The sequence below is a fragment of the Acinetobacter sp. HA genome (genome assembly GCF_000264725.1).
Taxonomy (GTDB): Bacteria; Pseudomonadota; Gammaproteobacteria; order Pseudomonadales; family Moraxellaceae; genus Acinetobacter; species Acinetobacter schindleri.
Genome location: NZ_AJXD01000034.1, coordinates 1 through 17,540, shown reverse-complemented (window position 1 = coordinate 17,540; position 17,540 = coordinate 1). Strand labels below are relative to the sequence as shown.

Annotated in this window: 19 protein-coding genes and 1 pseudogene; 6 read left to right on the top strand and 14 right to left on the bottom strand. The window is 42.8% G+C overall.

Going from position 1 to position 17,540, the window contains the following annotated elements; all coding sequences use genetic code 11:
• Window position 1 precedes the first annotated feature (1 nt).
• The 3 genes from tilS to ppx are packed head-to-tail and all read right to left on the bottom strand — an operon-like array spanning window position 2 to window position 3,687.
• Window positions 2-1,375 carry a tRNA lysidine(34) synthetase TilS gene (tilS, locus tag HADU_RS07780; RefSeq protein ID WP_081399006.1) on the bottom strand — a complete coding sequence of 458 codons (1,374 nt, stop codon included), beginning with the start codon at window positions 1,373-1,375 and terminating at the stop codon, window positions 2-4.
• Entirely contained in the window at window positions 1,312-2,136 is an 825-nt protein-coding gene (locus tag HADU_RS07775; RefSeq protein WP_004812992.1) for an acetyl-CoA carboxylase carboxyltransferase subunit alpha, read from the bottom strand. Before HADU_RS07775 ends, tilS begins: the two co-directional genes overlap by 64 nt.
• Before the next feature lie 30 nt (window positions 2,137-2,166).
• Window positions 2,167-3,687: an exopolyphosphatase gene (gene ppx, locus HADU_RS07770; protein ID WP_004889882.1), complete on the bottom strand. Its 1,521-nt coding sequence runs from the start codon at window positions 3,685-3,687 to the stop codon at window positions 2,167-2,169.
• Between the two features lie 264 nt (window positions 3,688-3,951).
• Here ppx and trxA point away from each other — a divergent pair, with 264 nt between their 5' ends.
• From trxA to HADU_RS07755, 3 genes are all read left to right on the top strand, one after another.
• Window positions 3,952-4,278 carry a thioredoxin gene (gene trxA, locus HADU_RS07765; protein ID WP_004812997.1) on the top strand — a complete coding sequence of 109 codons (327 nt, stop codon included), beginning with the start codon at window positions 3,952-3,954 and terminating at the stop codon, window positions 4,276-4,278.
• Window positions 4,279-4,606: 328 nt separating this feature from the next.
• Complete coding sequence (gene rho / locus HADU_RS07760; protein ID WP_004812998.1) at window positions 4,607-5,875, top strand: transcription termination factor Rho; 1,269 nt, start codon at window positions 4,607-4,609, stop codon at window positions 5,873-5,875.
• 412 nt (window positions 5,876-6,287) lie between these two features.
• Window positions 6,288-6,563 (top strand): hypothetical protein, encoded by a 276-nt coding sequence (locus HADU_RS07755; RefSeq protein ID WP_008305053.1) that lies wholly within the window; start codon window positions 6,288-6,290, stop codon window positions 6,561-6,563.
• Window positions 6,564-6,668: 105 nt separating this feature from the next.
• Here the strand turns inward: HADU_RS07755 and HADU_RS07750 are convergent, their stop codons facing one another.
• From HADU_RS07750 to pheS, 3 genes are all read right to left on the bottom strand, one after another.
• Window positions 6,669-6,965: an integration host factor subunit alpha gene (locus tag HADU_RS07750; RefSeq protein ID WP_004813003.1), complete on the bottom strand. Its 297-nt coding sequence runs from the start codon at window positions 6,963-6,965 to the stop codon at window positions 6,669-6,671.
• Window positions 6,962-9,343 carry a phenylalanine--tRNA ligase subunit beta gene (gene pheT, locus HADU_RS07745; protein WP_008305045.1) on the bottom strand — a complete coding sequence of 794 codons (2,382 nt, stop codon included), beginning with the start codon at window positions 9,341-9,343 and terminating at the stop codon, window positions 6,962-6,964. Before pheT ends, HADU_RS07750 begins: the two co-directional genes overlap by 4 nt.
• 139 nt (window positions 9,344-9,482) lie before the next feature.
• On the bottom strand, window positions 9,483-10,463 hold the full coding sequence (gene pheS / locus HADU_RS07740; protein ID WP_004813006.1) for a phenylalanine--tRNA ligase subunit alpha: 981 nt from the start codon (window positions 10,461-10,463) through the stop codon (window positions 9,483-9,485).
• Between the two features lie 160 nt (window positions 10,464-10,623).
• Between pheS and HADU_RS07735 the strand changes: the two are divergent.
• A pseudogene (locus HADU_RS07735) lies at window positions 10,624-11,647 on the top strand (hypothetical protein).
• Here HADU_RS07735 and HADU_RS07730 read toward each other — a convergent pair.
• From HADU_RS07730 to rpmI, 3 genes are all read right to left on the bottom strand, one after another.
• Window positions 11,644-12,222: an AAA family ATPase gene (locus HADU_RS07730; RefSeq protein ID WP_008305039.1), complete on the bottom strand. Its 579-nt coding sequence runs from the start codon at window positions 12,220-12,222 to the stop codon at window positions 11,644-11,646. The pseudogene HADU_RS07735 and the gene HADU_RS07730 overlap by 4 nt on opposite strands.
• A 77-nt stretch (window positions 12,223-12,299) precedes the next feature.
• Complete coding sequence (gene rplT, locus HADU_RS07725) at window positions 12,300-12,659, bottom strand: 50S ribosomal protein L20 (protein ID WP_004813013.1); 360 nt, start codon at window positions 12,657-12,659, stop codon at window positions 12,300-12,302.
• 11 nt (window positions 12,660-12,670) lie between these two features.
• A complete protein-coding gene (gene rpmI / locus HADU_RS07720) occupies window positions 12,671-12,865 on the bottom strand; it encodes a 50S ribosomal protein L35 (protein ID WP_004278281.1) in 195 nt (64 codons plus the stop codon).
• A gap of 411 nt (window positions 12,866-13,276) precedes the next feature.
• On the opposite strand from rpmI, the gene HADU_RS07715 reads away from it, so the two are divergent.
• On the top strand, window positions 13,277-14,017 hold the full coding sequence (locus HADU_RS07715; protein WP_004813015.1) for a TonB family protein: 741 nt from the start codon (window positions 13,277-13,279) through the stop codon (window positions 14,015-14,017).
• 26 nt (window positions 14,018-14,043) lie between these two features.
• Here the strand turns inward: HADU_RS07715 and HADU_RS07710 are convergent, their stop codons facing one another.
• The 3 genes from HADU_RS07710 to HADU_RS07700 all read right to left on the bottom strand — a co-directional run bounded on the left by HADU_RS07710 (window position 14,044) and on the right by HADU_RS07700 (window position 15,470).
• A complete protein-coding gene (locus tag HADU_RS07710; protein ID WP_004813016.1) occupies window positions 14,044-14,466 on the bottom strand; it encodes a YqaA family protein in 423 nt (140 codons plus the stop codon).
• 17 nt (window positions 14,467-14,483) lie between these two features.
• Complete coding sequence (locus HADU_RS07705; RefSeq protein WP_004813018.1) at window positions 14,484-14,774, bottom strand: hypothetical protein; 291 nt, start codon at window positions 14,772-14,774, stop codon at window positions 14,484-14,486.
• 75 nt (window positions 14,775-14,849) lie between these two features.
• Window positions 14,850-15,470, bottom strand: a complete 621-nt coding sequence (locus HADU_RS07700; RefSeq protein WP_004813020.1) for a glutathione S-transferase family protein — start codon at window positions 15,468-15,470, stop codon at window positions 14,850-14,852.
• Window positions 15,471-15,753: 283 nt separating this feature from the next.
• On the opposite strand from HADU_RS07700, the gene HADU_RS07695 reads away from it, so the two are divergent.
• Window positions 15,754-16,227, top strand: a complete 474-nt coding sequence (locus tag HADU_RS07695; RefSeq protein ID WP_004813021.1) for an Hsp20 family protein — start codon at window positions 15,754-15,756, stop codon at window positions 16,225-16,227.
• Between the two features lie 48 nt (window positions 16,228-16,275).
• Here HADU_RS07695 and HADU_RS07690 read toward each other — a convergent pair whose 3' ends face one another.
• Window positions 16,276-16,503 (bottom strand): HAD family hydrolase, encoded by a 228-nt coding sequence (locus HADU_RS07690; protein WP_081399005.1) that lies wholly within the window; start codon window positions 16,501-16,503, stop codon window positions 16,276-16,278.
• A gap of 32 nt (window positions 16,504-16,535) precedes the next feature.
• Window positions 16,536-17,540: RNA-guided endonuclease InsQ/TnpB family protein (locus HADU_RS07685; RefSeq protein WP_008305019.1), on the bottom strand; the 1,005-nt coding region annotated here is incomplete at its 5' end.

The window sequence follows — 17,540 nt, the reverse complement described above, 5'->3', positions numbered from 1 at the left end:
TTTAATGCTCGTCTTTGTGTTCTGAAATTGAAGAGACTGAAATTGGCTGCCACCCCTCCACCTCACAATAGGCAGATTCAGCCAACCAAAATCCTTTGGGCGTAAACACGCCTAGCATAACATCATCTATGCTTAATATTTGAATTGTATGCCGCATCCATGGAAATATTTGCGCATCCTGAATGGCTTTTTTCAGTGGCCAAGAACCGACACGTCCACATAAATGAATCTTTTCGCCACCTTGGCGCTGTGTCAGTTTCAAGTGCTGATTCAATAAATCCAATGATAAACCGATTGCCGCAGACTGAATCTGAAACTGTCCTGAAGGCAAATCAATACGATCCTGAAGTCTGAAAATCATCTGCTGTTCGCCAGAAAATGGCTGTTGACCTGCCAGATAAATTTCTTTACTGAGCTTATAGACCAGCTGCTGATAACGCACATAATAAAAACCTTGCCAATGCAAAGCCGCCTGGGCATCTGCACGTACATGAATGACTTCACGTTGCAAGCGCTGTACCATATCCAGTGTAGGCCGATACTGTCCTCCCCCTTTCATCCAGTTAGATAGCAGCTGGCGCTGGCGTGCTAAAGACAGTTCAGAAAATTTAGATAAGTCTAAAATATTATCTTGGATACAAACGTCTGTATCTTGTCGCAACACATCCTGCAAGATTTCCTGAGCATCCTGCATCAGATCCGTGGTTCGGGCTAAAGCTGCCTGCATTTTTGGGAAGCGCTCACTTAATAGCGGCCACAAAATCTGACGTGCCCAGGCACGATCATAATCATTATTCTGATTGCTCGGATCTTCAATATTCTGAATATTCAGGTCAGCGGCCCATTGGCAAATCTGCTCACGAGAAATATCCAAAAGTGGACGCCAGATGGTTAAATCTTCTCGTATATCTACCCGCTTCATGGCAGACAGACCATCGACTCCGGCCCCAGATAGTAAACGCAGCATCAGTGTTTCTGCCTGGTCCTGCTGATGATGCGCAAGAACTAGAATTTCATTGGGCTGTAGATGCTTCAGATAGGCCTGATAACGTGCTTCCCGGGCCTGATTTTCCAGATTACCTTGTGCCACAATAACTGGCTGGACAATACAGGGGATACTCAGCTTTTGGCATTCATGCTGAACAAATCTGCCCCATTCAGCGCTACCACTTTGCAGCTGATGATCGACATAAATCGCACGGATTTTTTCCGGGCACAAAAAAAACATCAGATGCAGTAACAGCATGGAATCCACGCCGCCACTGCATCCGATGAGAAATTTTGTTTCTGCAGGAAAGTCCTGCAGCTGTTTTAAGAAACCAGACCTAAATTGTCGCTGCCAAACTTCATTAAACGCTGGTAACGTGCTTCGCATCGTGCCTCGGCTTCCATCGGTTGCAGTTCATTCAGCGCTTCTTTCAGTACTGCTTTCAGGTCTTGCATTACCTGATCAGGATTTAAATGAGCGCCTTCACCTTCATCTACTACATATTCCACAATACCCATATGCTGCAATTTTTCCGCAGTCAGTGCCAGTGCTTCACTGGCTTGTTCAGCTTTGTCCGCAGTTTTCCACAGGATCGAGGCACAGCCTTCTGGTGAAATCACAGAATAGATACTATGAGATAGCATCACCACACGGTCTGCCACCCCAATCCCCAGTGCACCACCAGAACCACCTTCACCCAGTACAGTCGCAATCACAGGTACTTTCAGGTTAGACAACTGTGCCAGACTTGTAGCAATCGCTTCAGCCTGACCACGCTCTTCTGCGCCTACGCCTGGATAAGCGCCCATCGTGTCAATAAAGGTAAATACAGGCAGATTAAAACGCTCTGCCATATCGAGCAGGCGTTGTGCCTTACGGTAACCTTCAGGATTCGCCATCCCGAAGTTATGCTGTAATTTTTCACGGGTACTACGGCCACGGTGCTGGCCAACAATCATCACAGGCTGACCGTCAAAACGCGCCAGACCACCAATCATTGCACCATCATCACCATAGAGACGGTCACCATGTAAAGCATCAAATTCAGTGAATATTTCACCCACGTAGTCCAGGAATTGTGGACGTTCAGGATGACGTGCAATTTGCACGGTCTTCCATGCTTTTGATGGAGTCGCTTTATTTTTCATAGGTTAACCGTTTTCATCCCTATAAAGGTGTTAATCAACAAATTGTTCAGACTGAATTGCGAGATCAATTTCCCAATTCCTAAACTGCACCTGTTCATCATGCAGTTCAGCCACCAGTAAAGGCCATTGTCGGGCATCACCGGCTAAGCTGAGTTGCCATTGTTGCGCATTCTTCACCTTCAGTTCAATGGCAGGAAGCATCTCATCGCTACGACTGTGATTGACCAAAACCGCCAGACGAAGCAGTAAACACAGGTACAAAAGTCGAGAACCACCGACTTTGTTGACATCTATCCTGGCATCAGCGCGCAATTTACGACGATGATGTGCGACCAAATGTGACAGATGATTCTGGTCAACTTGCGAGAAACCGGCAATGTCCGAGTGCTGTAACAAATAAGCCCCATGACGATGATAACCACTATGACTGATCGCCAGACCAATTTCATGCAGATAAGCTGCACGACGTAACAGATCACTGTCTTCGCTATTTAAAGCTAAAGGTTGTTTCACATCATCAAACAGTTTTTGCGCGGTTTTTACCACACGTTCTGCCTGTTTGGTATCGGCATTATAACGCCCCATCAAGGCATGCACAGAACGGTCACGGATATCCTCGTGCTGGAAACGCCCGAGTAGGTCATACATCACGCCTTCACGTAATGCCCCGTCAGAATAGGTCAGGTAATCAATATTCAGAACATCAAAGACGGCATACAGAATGGCAATTCCTGCTGGCAACACCGCACGGCGGTCTTCTTTAAGGCCTTCAAACTCCATGTCCGTGACATGTTTATATTTGAGCAATTTATCTTTGATTTTTTCCAGGCCTTCACGCGTCAACTCCTCGCGCTCGTTACTCCAGCCCATATTGACACAGATCTGGCGGCAGGCTTTGATGGTGCCACTCGAACCGACCACAGCATCCCAGCCTGCTGCTTTATAGGTATTGGCAATACCGGAAATTTCTTTACGTGCCGCCGTAACGGCTTTATCAAAGGCCTTTTGATTAATATCGCCATCTTCAAAATAAGCTTTGGTAAAGGCAACACAACCCATCTGCACGGATTCGGTATGAATCGGTTCAAATTCCTCACCAATAATCAGTTCAGTTGAACCGCCACCAATATCTACTACCAGACGACGGCCACTATTGGCCATGGTATGTGATACACCTAAATAGATCAGACGGGCTTCTTCTCGACCTGCAATAATTTCGATGGGTTTCGGTAAAATTTCTGCTGCCTTTTGAATAAATTCATGGCCATTTTTTGCCTGACGCAAGGCATTAGTCGCCACGATACGTAAACGATTTGGCTGAACCGAACCCAAACGCCCCACAAAGCGTGCCAGACAGGCTAGACCACGTTGCTGCGCAGCTTCAGTCAAATTCTTATTTTCGTCCAGGCCTGCTGCAAGCTGAACTTTTTCTGACATTGATGCCACTTTCTTGACTTCGCCGTGGTCCACTCGAGCAATGGCCAAATGAAAGCTGTTTGATCCCATATCGATGGCGGCAAGTAATTCTTCATCAATCAAAAAGTCAGACATTCCAGAAATAAACCTTTAACGAATTGTGCTTAGAGTAATTCACAACCATGCAATTTAAAAGCCATTTGTATCGACAATTTAATCCCTTTTAGTTTTTTATTTCTATGTGACAATTGTGTTACACGATTATCTCTATCGTGATCATCCATTAGACAAATTGACAATATAGGTTGAAAATTTGCATATTCCCCTACATTGTTAAAGAAGGCTATGTAATACTAAGAATTATAGCCATCTTTAAAAAATTATTTTCTGGAGCACTCCATGTCTGGCAACATCGTAAATACTACTGACGCAAACTTCGAAGCAGACGTTCTTCAATCAGACGTTCCTGTATTGGTTGACTTCTGGGCTGGCTGGTGTGCGCCATGTAAAGCAATTGCTCCTGTACTGGAAGTACTTGCTGACGAATACCAAGGTAAAGTAAAAATCGTAAAAGTTGATGTGACTTCTTGCGAAGCCACTGCAGTGAACTATAGCATTCGTAATATCCCAGCTTTATTGATGTTCAAAAATGGTGAAGTGGTTGCGACTCAAGTTGGTGCAGCACCTAAATCTAAATTAACCGCGTTCATTGAAGAAAACATTTAATCAACGCTGTTTTAAAGATAAAAATACGTGATCAGATATCGCGTATTTTTTTCGCCCAGAATAAATTGACAAACGCCTGTTTCTCTCTTATATTGCTCATTCAAGAGATCAGGAATACTAAATCCTGTCAATTTCTTACAAGACACAATACATAAGATGCCGCTCGGCAATAGAAATTGTTTTTTCACATTTCTCTTTGAAACAATCAAACAAACCTCTGAATTGTTCTTGTACAAATTCAATTGCTGTCGTTTGAATGCTTGTATGCGGCCGAATGTTACTCCCTTTCTAACCTGTACCTCAGAACTTTGATTCTATCCGACCACCTATGAATTTAACCGAACTCAAGAAAAAACCGATTGGCGAACTCATCAAGATTGCCGAGTTTATGGGCCTAGAAGGCATGGCCCGTAACCGCAAGCAAGACATTATTTTTGCCATCTTAAAGCGCCATGCGATGAATGGTGAAGAGATTTTTGGTGATGGCGTTTTGGAAATTCTGTCAGATGGTTTTGGCTTCTTACGCTCTGCGGCAGGCTCTTATCTGGCAGGTCCCGATGACATCTATGTCAGCCCTTCCCAGATCCGTCGTTTTAACCTTCGTACAGGCGATACTATTACTGGTACCATTCGCCCACCGAAAGAAGGTGAACGTTATTTTGCACTTCTAAAAGTGAACCAGATTAACTACGACACACCTGAGAACTCTCGCAACAAGATTCTGTTTGAAAACTTAACCCCGTTATTCCCAACTGAGCAATTGGTCATGGAATTGGGTAATGGTACCACTGAAGATTTGACAGCTCGTGTAGTCGATCTGGTTGCCCCAATCGGTAAAGGTCAGCGTTCTATTATCGTTGCACCCCCGAAAGCCGGTAAAACCATGTTGCTGCAAAACATTGCACAGTCAATTGTTCGTAACAACCCTGAATGTTTCCTGATTGTACTGCTGATTGACGAACGTCCTGAAGAAGTAACGGAAATGGAACGTACGGTTCGTGGTGAAGTTATCGCTTCAACCTTTGATGAATCTCCGGCGCGTCACGTACAAGTGGCTGAAATGGTAATTGAAAAAGCCAAACGTCTGGTTGAACATAAAAAAGACGTAGTGATTCTGCTTGACTCAATTACCCGTCTGGCACGTGCGTACAACACTGTAATTCCTTCATCTGGTAAGGTATTGACAGGGGGTGTGGATGCACATGCACTTGAACGTCCAAAACGTTTCTTCGGTGCGGCTCGTAATATCGAAGAAGGCGGTTCACTGACCATTATTTCTACTGCATTGATTGAAACCGGCAGTAAAATGGATGAAGTGATCTACGAAGAATTCAAAGGTACAGGTAACCAGGAAATCACGCTTGATCGTCGCATTGCTGAGAAACGTGTATTCCCTGCAATGAACATCAAGAAATCGGGTACCCGTCGTGAAGAACGTCTGATGTCAGAAGATAATCTGCGTAAAGTCTGGATTCTGCGTAAGCTTTTGCATACCCAGGACGAACTGGCGGCAATGGAATTCCTGCTTGATCGCATGAAAGAAACCAAGACCAATGATGACTTCTTCGATCAGATGAAGCGCAAGGCATCTAACTAAGTCCTGAAAAATTATAGAAAGGTCATCTAAAACGATGACCTTTTTTATTTGGGTTGACATTGATTACACAAAGAAACAAACTCCATGATGATTTGTAAACTTATTTGCAAGTTTATGATTAATAAAATAATGGTAAGAAAAATTGTATAAGTTTTAGAGGTTTAAATCGCCTTTACCCCATATAAGTCTTTCCTTTAATTGTTATTTTCTGTTAAAAAAACCATGAATTTCATGCGTTTTTTGCACTTTTTTGAACTTGCCCTGTAGCAATTAAAAATGCGCAGTGATAGCATATTTGCAGACCAGTTAGACTGCTCCTGCGTTGTTAGTACCTAACAAAATTAGGAATAATAAAAGCACATAACAGGCTAACGTCGGTTTTTTTTAATCTCAATTTTTAGAGAGTGATGCCATGTTATTCAAAAAAATCGCTATTGCTGCTGCAGTTGCTACTACTTTAGCTTTCGTTGGTTGTGCTAAAAAAACTGAAGATGCTGCTGCTGACGCTAACCAAGCTGCATCTGAAGCTGTTGAAGCTGAAGCTGCTGCTGACGCTGCTGCTGTAGAAGCTACTTCTGAAGTTGCTGCTTCTGACGCTGCTGCTGTTGCTGAAGCTGACGCTGCTGCTGCAGTTGCTACTGACGCTGCTGCTGACGCTACTGCTGCTTCTGAAGCTGCTGCTCAATAATCTAACGATTATTCAGTACGAAAAAGAGAGCCATTGGCTCTCTTTTTTTTATGCCTATAAAAATCGAAATTTTTACCGGCAATCTCTATCAAGAAAAAAAGCAGATCAATTGACCTGCTCAGTTCCCACACGCTGACGGAACTTCTGCCCCGCACGGAAGGTTACGACCCGGCGTGCAGAAATCGGAATTTCTTCACCAGTCTTCGGATTACGGCCTGGACGTTGACGCTTGTCACGCAACTCAAAATTACCGAAACCTGATAGTTTGACTTGCTCACCCGAGATTAGCGCCTGGCTAATCTCATCAAAGAACAATTCGACCATTTGTTTTGCTTCACGACGGTTTAAACTCGTGAGCTCACTTAAATGATCAGCCATCTCTGCTTTAGTTAGTGCTGTCATGAAGCCCTCAATGTCGCTTGATAAGTGTTTTCTAACACTTGCAGGATATTATCCATGCCTGATTTAATTTCAGCATCTTCCAGGGTGCGGGTTGGATGCTGCCAGAGAAGAGCAAATGCTAGAGAACGCTTGCCTTCTTCTACCCCTTGTCCAGTGTACACATCGAACAACCAGTTTGACTCCAGGAGCTCACCACCAGTCTTTTCGATAAGTCTCTGAATTTCGCTAACATTAATCTTATCACTAATTAAAAGCGCAATATCACGTCGAACCGACGGAAAACGTGATAATTCTGTAAAATTAGATACATAAGTTTGCAAAACGGCTTTTTGATCGAGTTCAGCGACCCAAGTGATTGCTAAATCCAGCTCATCTTCAAGTGATGGATGTAAACGACCTAAATAACCAATCGACTGACCATTAACCATAATTTCAGCAGATTGACCAGGATGCAACCATGCACGCTCTGAACGAACATATTCAACATTCAGACGAGCTGCTGCCAGAATTTCTTCCACATCACCTTTAAAGTCAAAGAAATCCATTGGCTGTGGCTTACCATGCCATGATTCATTGATACGTGAACCAGTCGCAATCAGGGCGAAAGTTGGAATCTGTTTCAGGTCATGAATCGATGCAGCATCCTGATAATCAAAACGCAGACCCAGCTCAAAGAAACGTACGCGGTTTTGCTGACGATTGACGTTATATTGCACACATGGAATCAAACTTGATAACAGGGTTGAACGCATTACCGCTAAATCACTTGAAATCGGGTTTGCCAATGCTAATGGATTTACTGCAGGGTTGAGCTGTTTTTCCAGTTTCAAGTCAGCAAAGCTAAAACTGATCGCTTCTTGATAACCCAAAGTCACCGCAGTCTGACGAAGCTGAGCCACTTCGAACTGATCCTGGTATTTTGCAAGTTTGACATCAATCACAGGCAAACTGATTTGAATATTGTCATAACCATGAATACGTGCAACTTCTTCGATCAAGTCCTGGTAGATTGCCATATCATAACGGTGTGACGGTGGTACCACAGACCATTGACCTTCTGCTTTCACAGTCACTTCACAGCCCAAACGCGTTAACGCATCGGTAATGAAGTCTGATTCAACTTTATAACCCAGAAGTTGATCTAGTTGTGCCTGTTCAAGTTCAATTGCTTCACGTCTAGGCAATACTGCTGGATTTTCTGCAACTGTAATTGGACCAAACTCACCGCCTGCAAGTTCAGCAATCAGCTGAGACGCACGGTGCATTGCCATCACTGGCAATTCAAAGTCCACACCACGCTCATAACGCTGAGAAGCATCCGTATGTAAACCGAAGCTACGCGCACGACCTGCAATGTGTAAAGGTGCAAAGAATGCAGACTCCAGGAAGATCTCAGTGGTTGCATCCGTTACAGATGAAGACAGACCACCCATGATGCCTGCAATCGCCAATGCTTTTTCATCATCTGCAATCACCATCACTTTTTCATTCAGTTCAACTTCCTGTTCATTTAACAGCACCAGCTTTTCACCGGCTGTTGCTTGACGAACGTGAACTGCACCTTGAACCTTGCCACCATCAAATGCGTGTAACGGTTGACCCAGCTCGATCAATACATAGTTGGTAATGTCGACCAAAATGCTGTGCTGACGGATACCCGAACGAGCAAGCGCACGTTCCATCCATTCAGGGGTTGGCGCTTTGGTGTTGACGTTTTTGATCACACGACCTAAGTAACGTGGACAGCCTTCAGTCGACACCACCACTTTCTTTTCATCAGCAATGGTTGCAGCCACTTCTTGAATTTCTGGCGCAGTCACTGGCAATTGGTTAATCACACCAATTTCACGTGCAATACCACGAATGCTGAAACAGTCACCACGGTTTGGCGTAATGCTGATGTCAATCACGTTGTCATCTAAGTCTAAATATTCACGAATGTTGACACCCACAGGTGCATCGTTTGGTAATTCTAAAAGACCATCAATTTTGTCTTCTAAATCAATTTCAGACGCACCACACAGCATACCTTGGGATTCGATCCCACGAAGTTTGCCCTTCTTGATTTTGAAATCGCCCGGCAAAACCGCGCCAATGGTAGCAACTGGCGCTTTCATACCTGCACGTACGTTTGGCGCACCACACACGATTTGGAGTGGTTCACCTGAACCGATATTCACGGTAGTTACACGTAAACGGTCTGCATCCGGGTGCTGTTCAACAGTCAGAACTTCACCTACAACAACACCTGTAAATGGTTTTGCTGCTGGAGATAAGTCATCAACTTCTAGACCAAGCATGGTCAGTTGATCAGAAAGTTTCTCGCTGTCGATGGCTGGGTTAACCCATGTGCGTAACCAATTTTCGCTAATTTTCATTGATATAAAACCTGTAATTCAAATCTCTAGAATCCCCCCTCTAACTCCCCCTGTAAGAAAGGCGGAGAACCCCAACTGATTTCGTGGAGTCCCTCTCCTTTTTTAAAGGAGAGGTTAGGAGAGGATTTAATAAAAAGTTTTAAGCAAACTGGCGTAAGAAACGCACATCGTTTTGGTAGAACATACGCAAGTCGTTAATGCCATAACGCAACATTGCAAAACGCTCAACGCCTAGACCAAATGCAAAGCCTTTGTATTTGTCAGGATCAATACCAGCAGAACGCAATACATTCGGATGCACCATACCGCAACCCAGAACTTCCAACCATTTGCCACGCTCATCCATAATATCCACTTCTGCACTTGGCTCTGTAAATGGGAAATAAGATGGACGGAAACGTACTTTCAGATCTTTTTCAAAGAATTCATTCAGCAAGTTGACCAGCAAACCTTTCAGTTCAGCGAAGCTGGTGTTTTCAGCAACGTATAAACCTTCAATCTGATGGAACATTGGTGAGTGGGTTTGATCCGAGTCACAACGGTATACACGGCCTGGACACACGATACGGATTGGTGGTTGTTGCGTTTCCATAGTACGGATCTGAACACCAGAAGTATGCGTACGCAGCAAGTGGTTTACATCAAAATAGAACGTGTCGTGCATGGCACGTGCAGGGTGATGGCCTGGAATATTTAAGGCTTCAAAGTTGTGATAGTCATCTTCAACTTCCGGGCCAGTTGCCACTGTAAAACCTGCTTTGGTAAAGAACTGGCAGATACGTTCCTGTACTTGGGTCACTGGGTGGATACTGCCCACCTGCTGGCCACGACCGGGTAATGTAATATCAATAGTTTCGCTGGCAAGCTTTTGCTCCAGCGCAGCTTTATGCAGTTCTGCCTGACGTGCTGTCAGTGCAGCTGTAATCGCTTCACGCACAGCATGGATTTTTGCACCGAATTCTTTACGTTGTTCCGGATCCATTTTACCCAGCGACTTAGATTGTTCCGCGAGCTGGCTTTTTTTCCCCGTAAATTGCACTCGTACTTGATCAAGTGCAGCAAGGTCTTGAGCTGCTGCAATCGCAGCGAGCGCTTCAGTGGTCAGGGCTTCCAGTGACATAGTAACTCTCAAAGCAACAGGTTAGAAATATTTTTAAAAAACCCCGTATTCTAACAGTTTTTAGGCACGTTGATGAAGATGGCATGTAATGAAAATTAGATTGGCAGATGTAAAAATAAAAAGTATAAAATAAACATGATATCAATTAGATCAAATCATTATGGCAATCGATCAAATTTGGAAACAGCAACTTACTTTAGTAACTTATGGAAATGAGTACCTGTCTCAGGACTTAAGTTTCAATCGCTGGCTTCAGCATTCCATCTTTAATCAGCATCAATTTGCCTTTCGTGATCTGATTTCACAGCATCTTTTAGCGCAGCATTTTCAAGTCTGGCTGGAAGGCTTGAAAAAACAGGGCGTACAACGTCTAAGTCTTCACCGCTCCACCCTGCTTGAAGATGAGCAAAATCCCAATGTAAATGTTGAACTGCTGCCATTTGAATATTTCATTGTCAGTCATGAAGCCCAGAAAAAAAATAGCCTGGATTATTGGCAAAGAATTACCAGAATGGTATACCGCAGATAATGATTATGAAGCACCTGTTACACAGCGATCTTCTCTACGTCATGAAACCTTCTGGCAATACGAACTCAACAGCAAACTGGCCAGACGTGTACTGGCAGATCTGGAACAGCCAAACTGGGACGATATTCAGGTCTTTATGGATCATGAATTATTTGATACCAGATTTGCGCAAGGTTTTGTTCAACCTGCCCAGCTTGGACAACCTTATTATGGGGTGTCTTCTACTGCGGATACAGCTATCGGTAATAGACTGGCATTATTGCCAACCGATTATACAGCTGACTTTGCCCATGACATGCTGTACCGTCTGGATGCGCTGGAAGAACTAATCGAAGCTAAAATCCAGCATCCTTATCATGAAAACGGTGAAGTGCTGACACCGGACCAACAGCTTGACCTACGCCATTTTGTGCAGAAAATTGACGATCTGAAAGCGAAGTTTATTGTCAAAATCGCGAATCACTACAAAACTGCAAAACTGAGTCCGAAAATCAGCGCTGATCCATTTGCAGGAATGACTACCGACGAGCATGTGACCAAACCATCTAAAGCACATAAGCCTCACGATGCTGCCAAATCCAATTCAGGTAACGTTATTACCCTGATTATTATTACGGTAATTATCTGTTTGATTGGTTATTATTTTGGACTTTAATGCTGTGCCAGAAAAGCGTCAATTTCTCGGGGCGATCTTAATCTGATCCAGTGGATATGCTGATATTCAGGCGCATGCATCAACTTTAAATAATACTGACGATTTTTCTGGTGGGTTTTAATCATCCACCAGATGATGGAATCACGACTCAATATCTGGCTGAAACTTTCTGTATTATTCGAGTTTGGCCAAAGCGGTTGTTTGCTAATTGCCCGCTGTATGGCTCTTTTTATGGAACGATATAGATTGAGATGGAACGGTAAATCAATCCAGATCACACTGTCGATCTCAGCCCATTTGACGGGAATACTGCGGGTATAATTACCATCAATCACATAGCCATCTTTGGCCTGATCGATGGCCGCTTGAATTTTATCAAAGAACTCTCGATCCGCAGTTTCCTGCCAGTTATCCAGCCAGAATAAATTATCCAGCTCGATATCACTGAGGCCTAATTTTGTCGCTAAAGCTCGAGCAAAAGTAGATTTTCCCGAAGCAGAGGTGCCAACCACATTTATTCTACGAAAACCTCGTACTTTATCTTTCTCATTCATCAGCACTAAGTCATTTGTCATATTTTAAATAGCTTATACTTTTTCATCAGACAAAAAAAAGACCGCTAAAAGCGATCTTTTTTCTAAGTCATAAAGACTTATGCAACCAATGCATCTTTAGCTTTAGAAGCTAGAGCTGCAAACGCAACTGCGTCATGCATAGCGATGTCAGCAAGTACGCGACGGTCGATAATCACTTGAGCTTTTTTCAAGCCAGCGATCATACGGCTGTACGACAAACCATTTTGACGAGCACCAGCGTTGATACGCGCAATCCATAGAGCACGGAATTGACGTTTCTTCTGACGACGGTCACGGTAAGCATATTGACCAGCTTTGATTACCGCTTGGAACGCTACGCGGTAAACGCGTGAACGAGCACCATAGTAACCTTTAGCGCGAGCAAGAATTTTTTTGTGACGGCGATGAGCCTGTACACCACGTTTTACACGAGCCATTTATAATCTCCTTAGATGTACGGGCACATACGACGAACTGAAGCAACGTCACTTACGTGAACCATTACACAGCCGCGCAATTGACGAATACGCTTAGCAGATTTTTTGGTCAAAATGTGGCGTTTGAACGCTTGTTTACGCTTAAAACCGTTAGCAGTCGCTTTGAAGCGTTTAGCTGCACCACGGCGAGTTTTCATCTTAGGCATAACAACCTCTTTTGAACACCTGTTCGGCACGTCTGCACCATTGCAAAGACGCCCTGCAGGTAAGGGAGCCGATATTCTAAAGCATCTTTGTTTAAAACAAAAGCAGTATTAAAAGTAAAAGATAGATAACAGGTACTTAATCCTATTTCCCATAAATATTGCGCGATGAAATATCAAGCTGACTAATCCAAGCTTTTTATAATCCACGAATCTTTCTCACAAAAAACTTCTGACTCCTGCAGCAATACATGTATAGCTTGGCTTCATTATGATTTTTTAATTATCACCTTCAATATTTATAAGGCAGAAAAATAAATTATTTTGAATGAGATACTTGCCAGTATTGCCAATTCAGGAAATACTGCGCTTCAAAATTGAACATCCTCTTTGCTTGATTCAAGACCGAAACTTATGAAACGTATTCTGTGTATGACCCTGTTGTTAAGCTTCCCTTTTGCAGCAAGCTATAGCGCATCAACAAAAAAAGCACCGCAATTGCCCACACAGACCATTGATGTGCAGCCAACACATTTGACGACACGCATTGAGTGGACCAAGTTTCCCAAACCAAAATATAGCAATGAAGATTTAAAAGGTCAGGACCGTTCTGCGGTGGTACGTATCTATGCCAATGAGCAGGGACACATCAAACAGGCTGCCATTCAGGACAGTACCGGTTACCAGCAGCTGGATCAGCTACTACTTAATGCCGTGAAATCTGCTGAAGTTAGACCACATATTGAAAATAAAACAGCACTACCGATCATTGGCTATCAGGTGTTTAACCTGAAACTGACTGACCAGGATCAGGAATTTTGTGAATACAGTTTCAACTCTAAAAATTGGCAAGCACAACAGCAGCAGCAAAAAACTAAATTCCAGTATCTCAACCAACCTGAGCTGAACGTTAATACAGATTTACTGAATGAACATGACCGAACAGTAGAATTTCAGATTAAAGCCAATCGCAAAGGCGAGATTAAGAAGGTCAATATCAGAAAAGGCTCAGGTATTTATCAATTAGATCAGCAAGTAACAAATGCATTAAAAGGTACACAAATCAGTACTAAACGCCGCGCAAGTACCCTATGGTTGTATAAACCATCCAGCTTTAAGGATCAAATTCAGTTTAAACTGAATGAATGTAAATAAACCAAAAGAGGCTTTAAGCCTCTTTTTTAAATCATGCTATAAGCCATGTAAATAAACAGATAGCGCCCGATTTTCGCAATACTCACGATTAGTAAGAATCGAGCAAAGTTTTCCTTAAGCAATCCTGCAATTAAGGTAATTGGATCACCAATCATGGGCACCCAACTCAGCAACAAGGACCAATAACCGTATTTCTGGTAGCTCCTTTGTGCTTTTTGCATCTGCTGTTCAGAGACTGGAAACCACTTCCGGCCTTTATACTGCTCAATTCTTAGACCTAAATACCAATTCACGCAAGAACCGAGAATGTTCCCTACACTGGCAACAGCGATCAAAGTAAATGCTGAATAGCTACTATTGACCAGTAATCCTAACAATACCGCTTCTGACTGCAAAGGCAATAAAGTTGCTGCGCCAAAGGCAGACAAAAACAGAATCAGTAATGTCATCTAAGTGATCCGACTGTTTAGCGTGTCAGTCTTAATTGTCTGTTAGCTTTCAGATATTCCATATTTGACCAGAAAAGAGCGAGTATGATTGCAAAAATACGAGACCATTTATATTTGGTTGCCAAGGGCAAAATTGCCTCAGCCAATACATTTTGATCCTTGGTATTCAGCTCATTAATAACCAGCTGAATATGCACAATCTCAGCCACAAACAAGGCCAAACAGGCAGCTAAACCAAAGATAATGCTCCAGTAAATTCGAGGATTAGTTTCCACAATTCGAGTGAAGTTCAGGAAAAATGCTTTCATGCTCATATCCAATAAAAAACCACCTGAATCGGTGGTTTTAATAACTTTTGTACATCTTAACATAACAATCGCAGATTAACTGACCTGAATCGCTAATGCTTTTTGCACCGCAGGACGTGCCTGCATACGCTCAATATAACGACTGATTTCAGGATAATCCGCTAAATCAATACCTTGCCACTCATAACGAAGTAACCAGGGGAAAATCGCCATATCGGCAATTGAATATTCGCCAGTAACATAGTCCTGACCGACCAGCTGTTTGTCCAGTACACCATACAAGCGCTTGGTCTCATTCACATAGCGCTCTGTTGCATAAGGAATCCGCTCTGGAGCAAAACGGCTAAAGTGATGGTTCTGTCCCAGCATCGGGCCTAGCCCACCCATTTGCCACATCAACCATTGTTCCACCTGAATCCGCTTAATCTCATCGGTCGGATAAAACAGTCCGGTTTTACGTCCCAAATACTGCAAGATGGCACCCGATTCAAAGATTGAAATCGACCGATGATCTGGTCCATCCTGATCGACAATAGCTGGAATTTTATTGTTCGGTGAGATTGCCAGAAAGTCTGGCTGAAACTGGTCATTTTCCAGAATATTGACTGGAAGGATCTGATAAGATAGCCCCATTTCTTCTAATGCGATTGTAATCTTATGACCGTTGGGTGTACCCCAGTAATATAAATCAATCATTCGTGCCTATACTCCATACACCTTTATTATGGTGTTCCAACAAAATAATGGATCTGGTCAAAAACAACAAGCAATGCTTAATAAAATAATTTTTTAATGTAATTTCAATAAATTAATTAATTTTTTAAAAAAATTTCACTTAAATTTCTTGAAAATTCCTGGCCTGAACACATATTTATTTCTGCATAAGGATGGTCCATGCATCTTTTGCCCTGTCGATGATCATCATGACAGCGGTGTTTTCTTATTTTTAAAACTTTGCTGACCTCAGGAGGTTCTAATAATGAGTAATATCAATCTTCATCCATTATTCCGCCGCAGCATTGGCTTTGATCGCCTCAATGATTTCATTGATTATGCCATGCAAAGCGATGCGCCAAATTATCCGCCATACAATATCGAAAAACATGGTGAAAACCGTTACCGAATTGTCGTAGCCACCGCCGGTTTTAACCAGGAAGAGTTGAGTATTTCTCTTGAAAATCGCTTGCTGACAATTTCTGGAAAACCTGAAGCTGTTCAGGTTGAAGGTACTGAGTATCTACATAAAGGTATAGCCCGTCGTGCCTTCAAACTATCACTGCGTTTAGACGAACACATTGAAGTACAGCAGGCAGATTATGCTAACGGTCTACTCGTAATTGACCTGCAGCGTGTAATTCCGGAAGAAAAATTGCCAAGACAAATTCCGATTGGCAAAAAGTTGTTGCTGGAAAATCCGGAAGAAGTCACTGAAAAAACTGTCAATGCGGAATAAGTATATATAAAATGTTCTAAAAAGGCCCTTCGGGGCCTTTTTTTGTTTTTAGGCCAATCTGGATTGTGGAGTTAATAACAGACTTTCTAACTGCTGAACGCTATGAATCAAGTAATGTGGCTGATGAGCCACCAATGCAGATTCACTATTAAAACCCCAAGTCACCGCAGCGACAGCAATTCCATTCTGATGAGCTGATTCTATATCAATGATCTGGTCACCAATATAGATGACCTGTTCTGGATGCAATTTGGATTGCTGCACAATTTTTCTAATCTGTTTGGCTTTGCTTTGACATCCTCACCCACCTAAAGGAGGGTGATTCCTACTGCTAGACGCTCATGCCCGAGCGCAAGAATGTTTAGAGCTGAGTTTTTATCTCTATCGTGAGCTGTACCGCAACTCACGCACTCCCATTCTCTTATTCCAAGACCCGTCCTACCTTTCGGACTACTTGAGGTGATCTCACCACAGCACGAACAGATTTGGGTGGTATAGGCTTCATTGACTTCCTCAAACAATGCCCCTGCGTTCTCGCATTTATACTTGAGCAATGTTTTTAGTGCCGAAAACCCTGTATCTAAAACAGACTTTGCCATTTTAGTTTTGACTAGTTTCCTGGCACTTAAGTCACCCACAACAATTAGTGCATTGTTTTTTACAAGCATGGTGCTTGCTTTGTGCAAATGATCTTTACGACAATTTGCAATCTTAGCGTGTAATGCACGAACACGCTTTTTATTCCTTGATCGTTGAGCAATCCCTAATTTCTGCTCGTACTTCCGATAGAATTTAGGGTTTGTGATCACTGTGCCATCAGAGCAGGTGGCAATATCTTTTAAACCTAAATCAATGCCTATGGCTTTGGTTGCTATTGGTTTTTCTTGTTTAGATGATTCAACCACGAGGCACACATACCAGCGCCCACGACTATCTTCAACAAATGAGCCAGTTTTAACCTTGTATTTGCCTATACCATAACTGTCCCATAAGTTGAATTTAGTTTTCCCGTACTCAACCCAGCCATCGGCATACTTGAATCCTGATTTTTTAAATGGTATCCAACCCAAAGATCGTCTTGCTGATTTTTTGTTGCTTACACGCCATTTCAGCTTTGCTTTTTTAAATTGCTTTCTTCGGGTAATAAGTTCTTCTGTAATGGCTTGAACAGTTTGACTATGCAGGTTGCATTCCTTAGAAGTACCTTTGGTGTATTCTGCAATATCGTATGCCGATAGAAATTCACCCTTACGCTTGAGATGTTTAAATCCTAAATCATTCACATAATTCCAAACAAAATTCACCTCAGATGC

Coding starts and splice junctions, on each gene's coding strand:
- HADU_RS07695 (WP_004813021.1), top strand. CDS start 15,754: ATGAGTAATATCAATCTTCATCCATTATTCCGCCGCAGCATTGGCTTT.
- HADU_RS07700 (WP_004813020.1), bottom strand. CDS start 15,470: ATGATTGATTTATATTACTGGGGTACACCCAACGGTCATAAGATTACA.
- HADU_RS07730 (WP_008305039.1), bottom strand. CDS start 12,222: ATGACAAATGACTTAGTGCTGATGAATGAGAAAGATAAAGTACGAGGT.
- rpmI (WP_004278281.1), bottom strand. CDS start 12,865: ATGCCTAAGATGAAAACTCGCCGTGGTGCAGCTAAACGCTTCAAAGCG.
- HADU_RS07710 (WP_004813016.1), bottom strand. CDS start 14,466: ATGACATTACTGATTCTGTTTTTGTCTGCCTTTGGCGCAGCAACTTTA.
- HADU_RS07775 (WP_004812992.1), bottom strand. CDS start 2,136: ATGAAAAATAAAGCGACTCCATCAAAAGCATGGAAGACCGTGCAAATT.
- rplT (WP_004813013.1), bottom strand. CDS start 12,659: ATGGCTCGTGTAAAACGTGGTGTACAGGCTCATCGCCGTCACAAAAAA.
- ppx (WP_004889882.1), bottom strand. CDS start 3,687: ATGTCTGACTTTTTGATTGATGAAGAATTACTTGCCGCCATCGATATG.
- trxA (WP_004812997.1), top strand. CDS start 3,952: ATGTCTGGCAACATCGTAAATACTACTGACGCAAACTTCGAAGCAGAC.
- tilS (WP_081399006.1), bottom strand. CDS start 1,375: ATGCGAAGCACGTTACCAGCGTTTAATGAAGTTTGGCAGCGACAATTT.
- HADU_RS07705 (WP_004813018.1), bottom strand. CDS start 14,774: ATGAAAGCATTTTTCCTGAACTTCACTCGAATTGTGGAAACTAATCCT.
- HADU_RS07755 (WP_008305053.1), top strand. CDS start 6,288: ATGTTATTCAAAAAAATCGCTATTGCTGCTGCAGTTGCTACTACTTTA.
- HADU_RS07750 (WP_004813003.1), bottom strand. CDS start 6,965: ATGACAGCACTAACTAAAGCAGAGATGGCTGATCATTTAAGTGAGCTC.
- HADU_RS07715 (WP_004813015.1), top strand. CDS start 13,277: ATGAAACGTATTCTGTGTATGACCCTGTTGTTAAGCTTCCCTTTTGCA.
- pheS (WP_004813006.1), bottom strand. CDS start 10,463: ATGTCACTGGAAGCCCTGACCACTGAAGCGCTCGCTGCGATTGCAGCA.
- pheT (WP_008305045.1), bottom strand. CDS start 9,343: ATGAAAATTAGCGAAAATTGGTTACGCACATGGGTTAACCCAGCCATC.
- rho (WP_004812998.1), top strand. CDS start 4,607: ATGAATTTAACCGAACTCAAGAAAAAACCGATTGGCGAACTCATCAAG.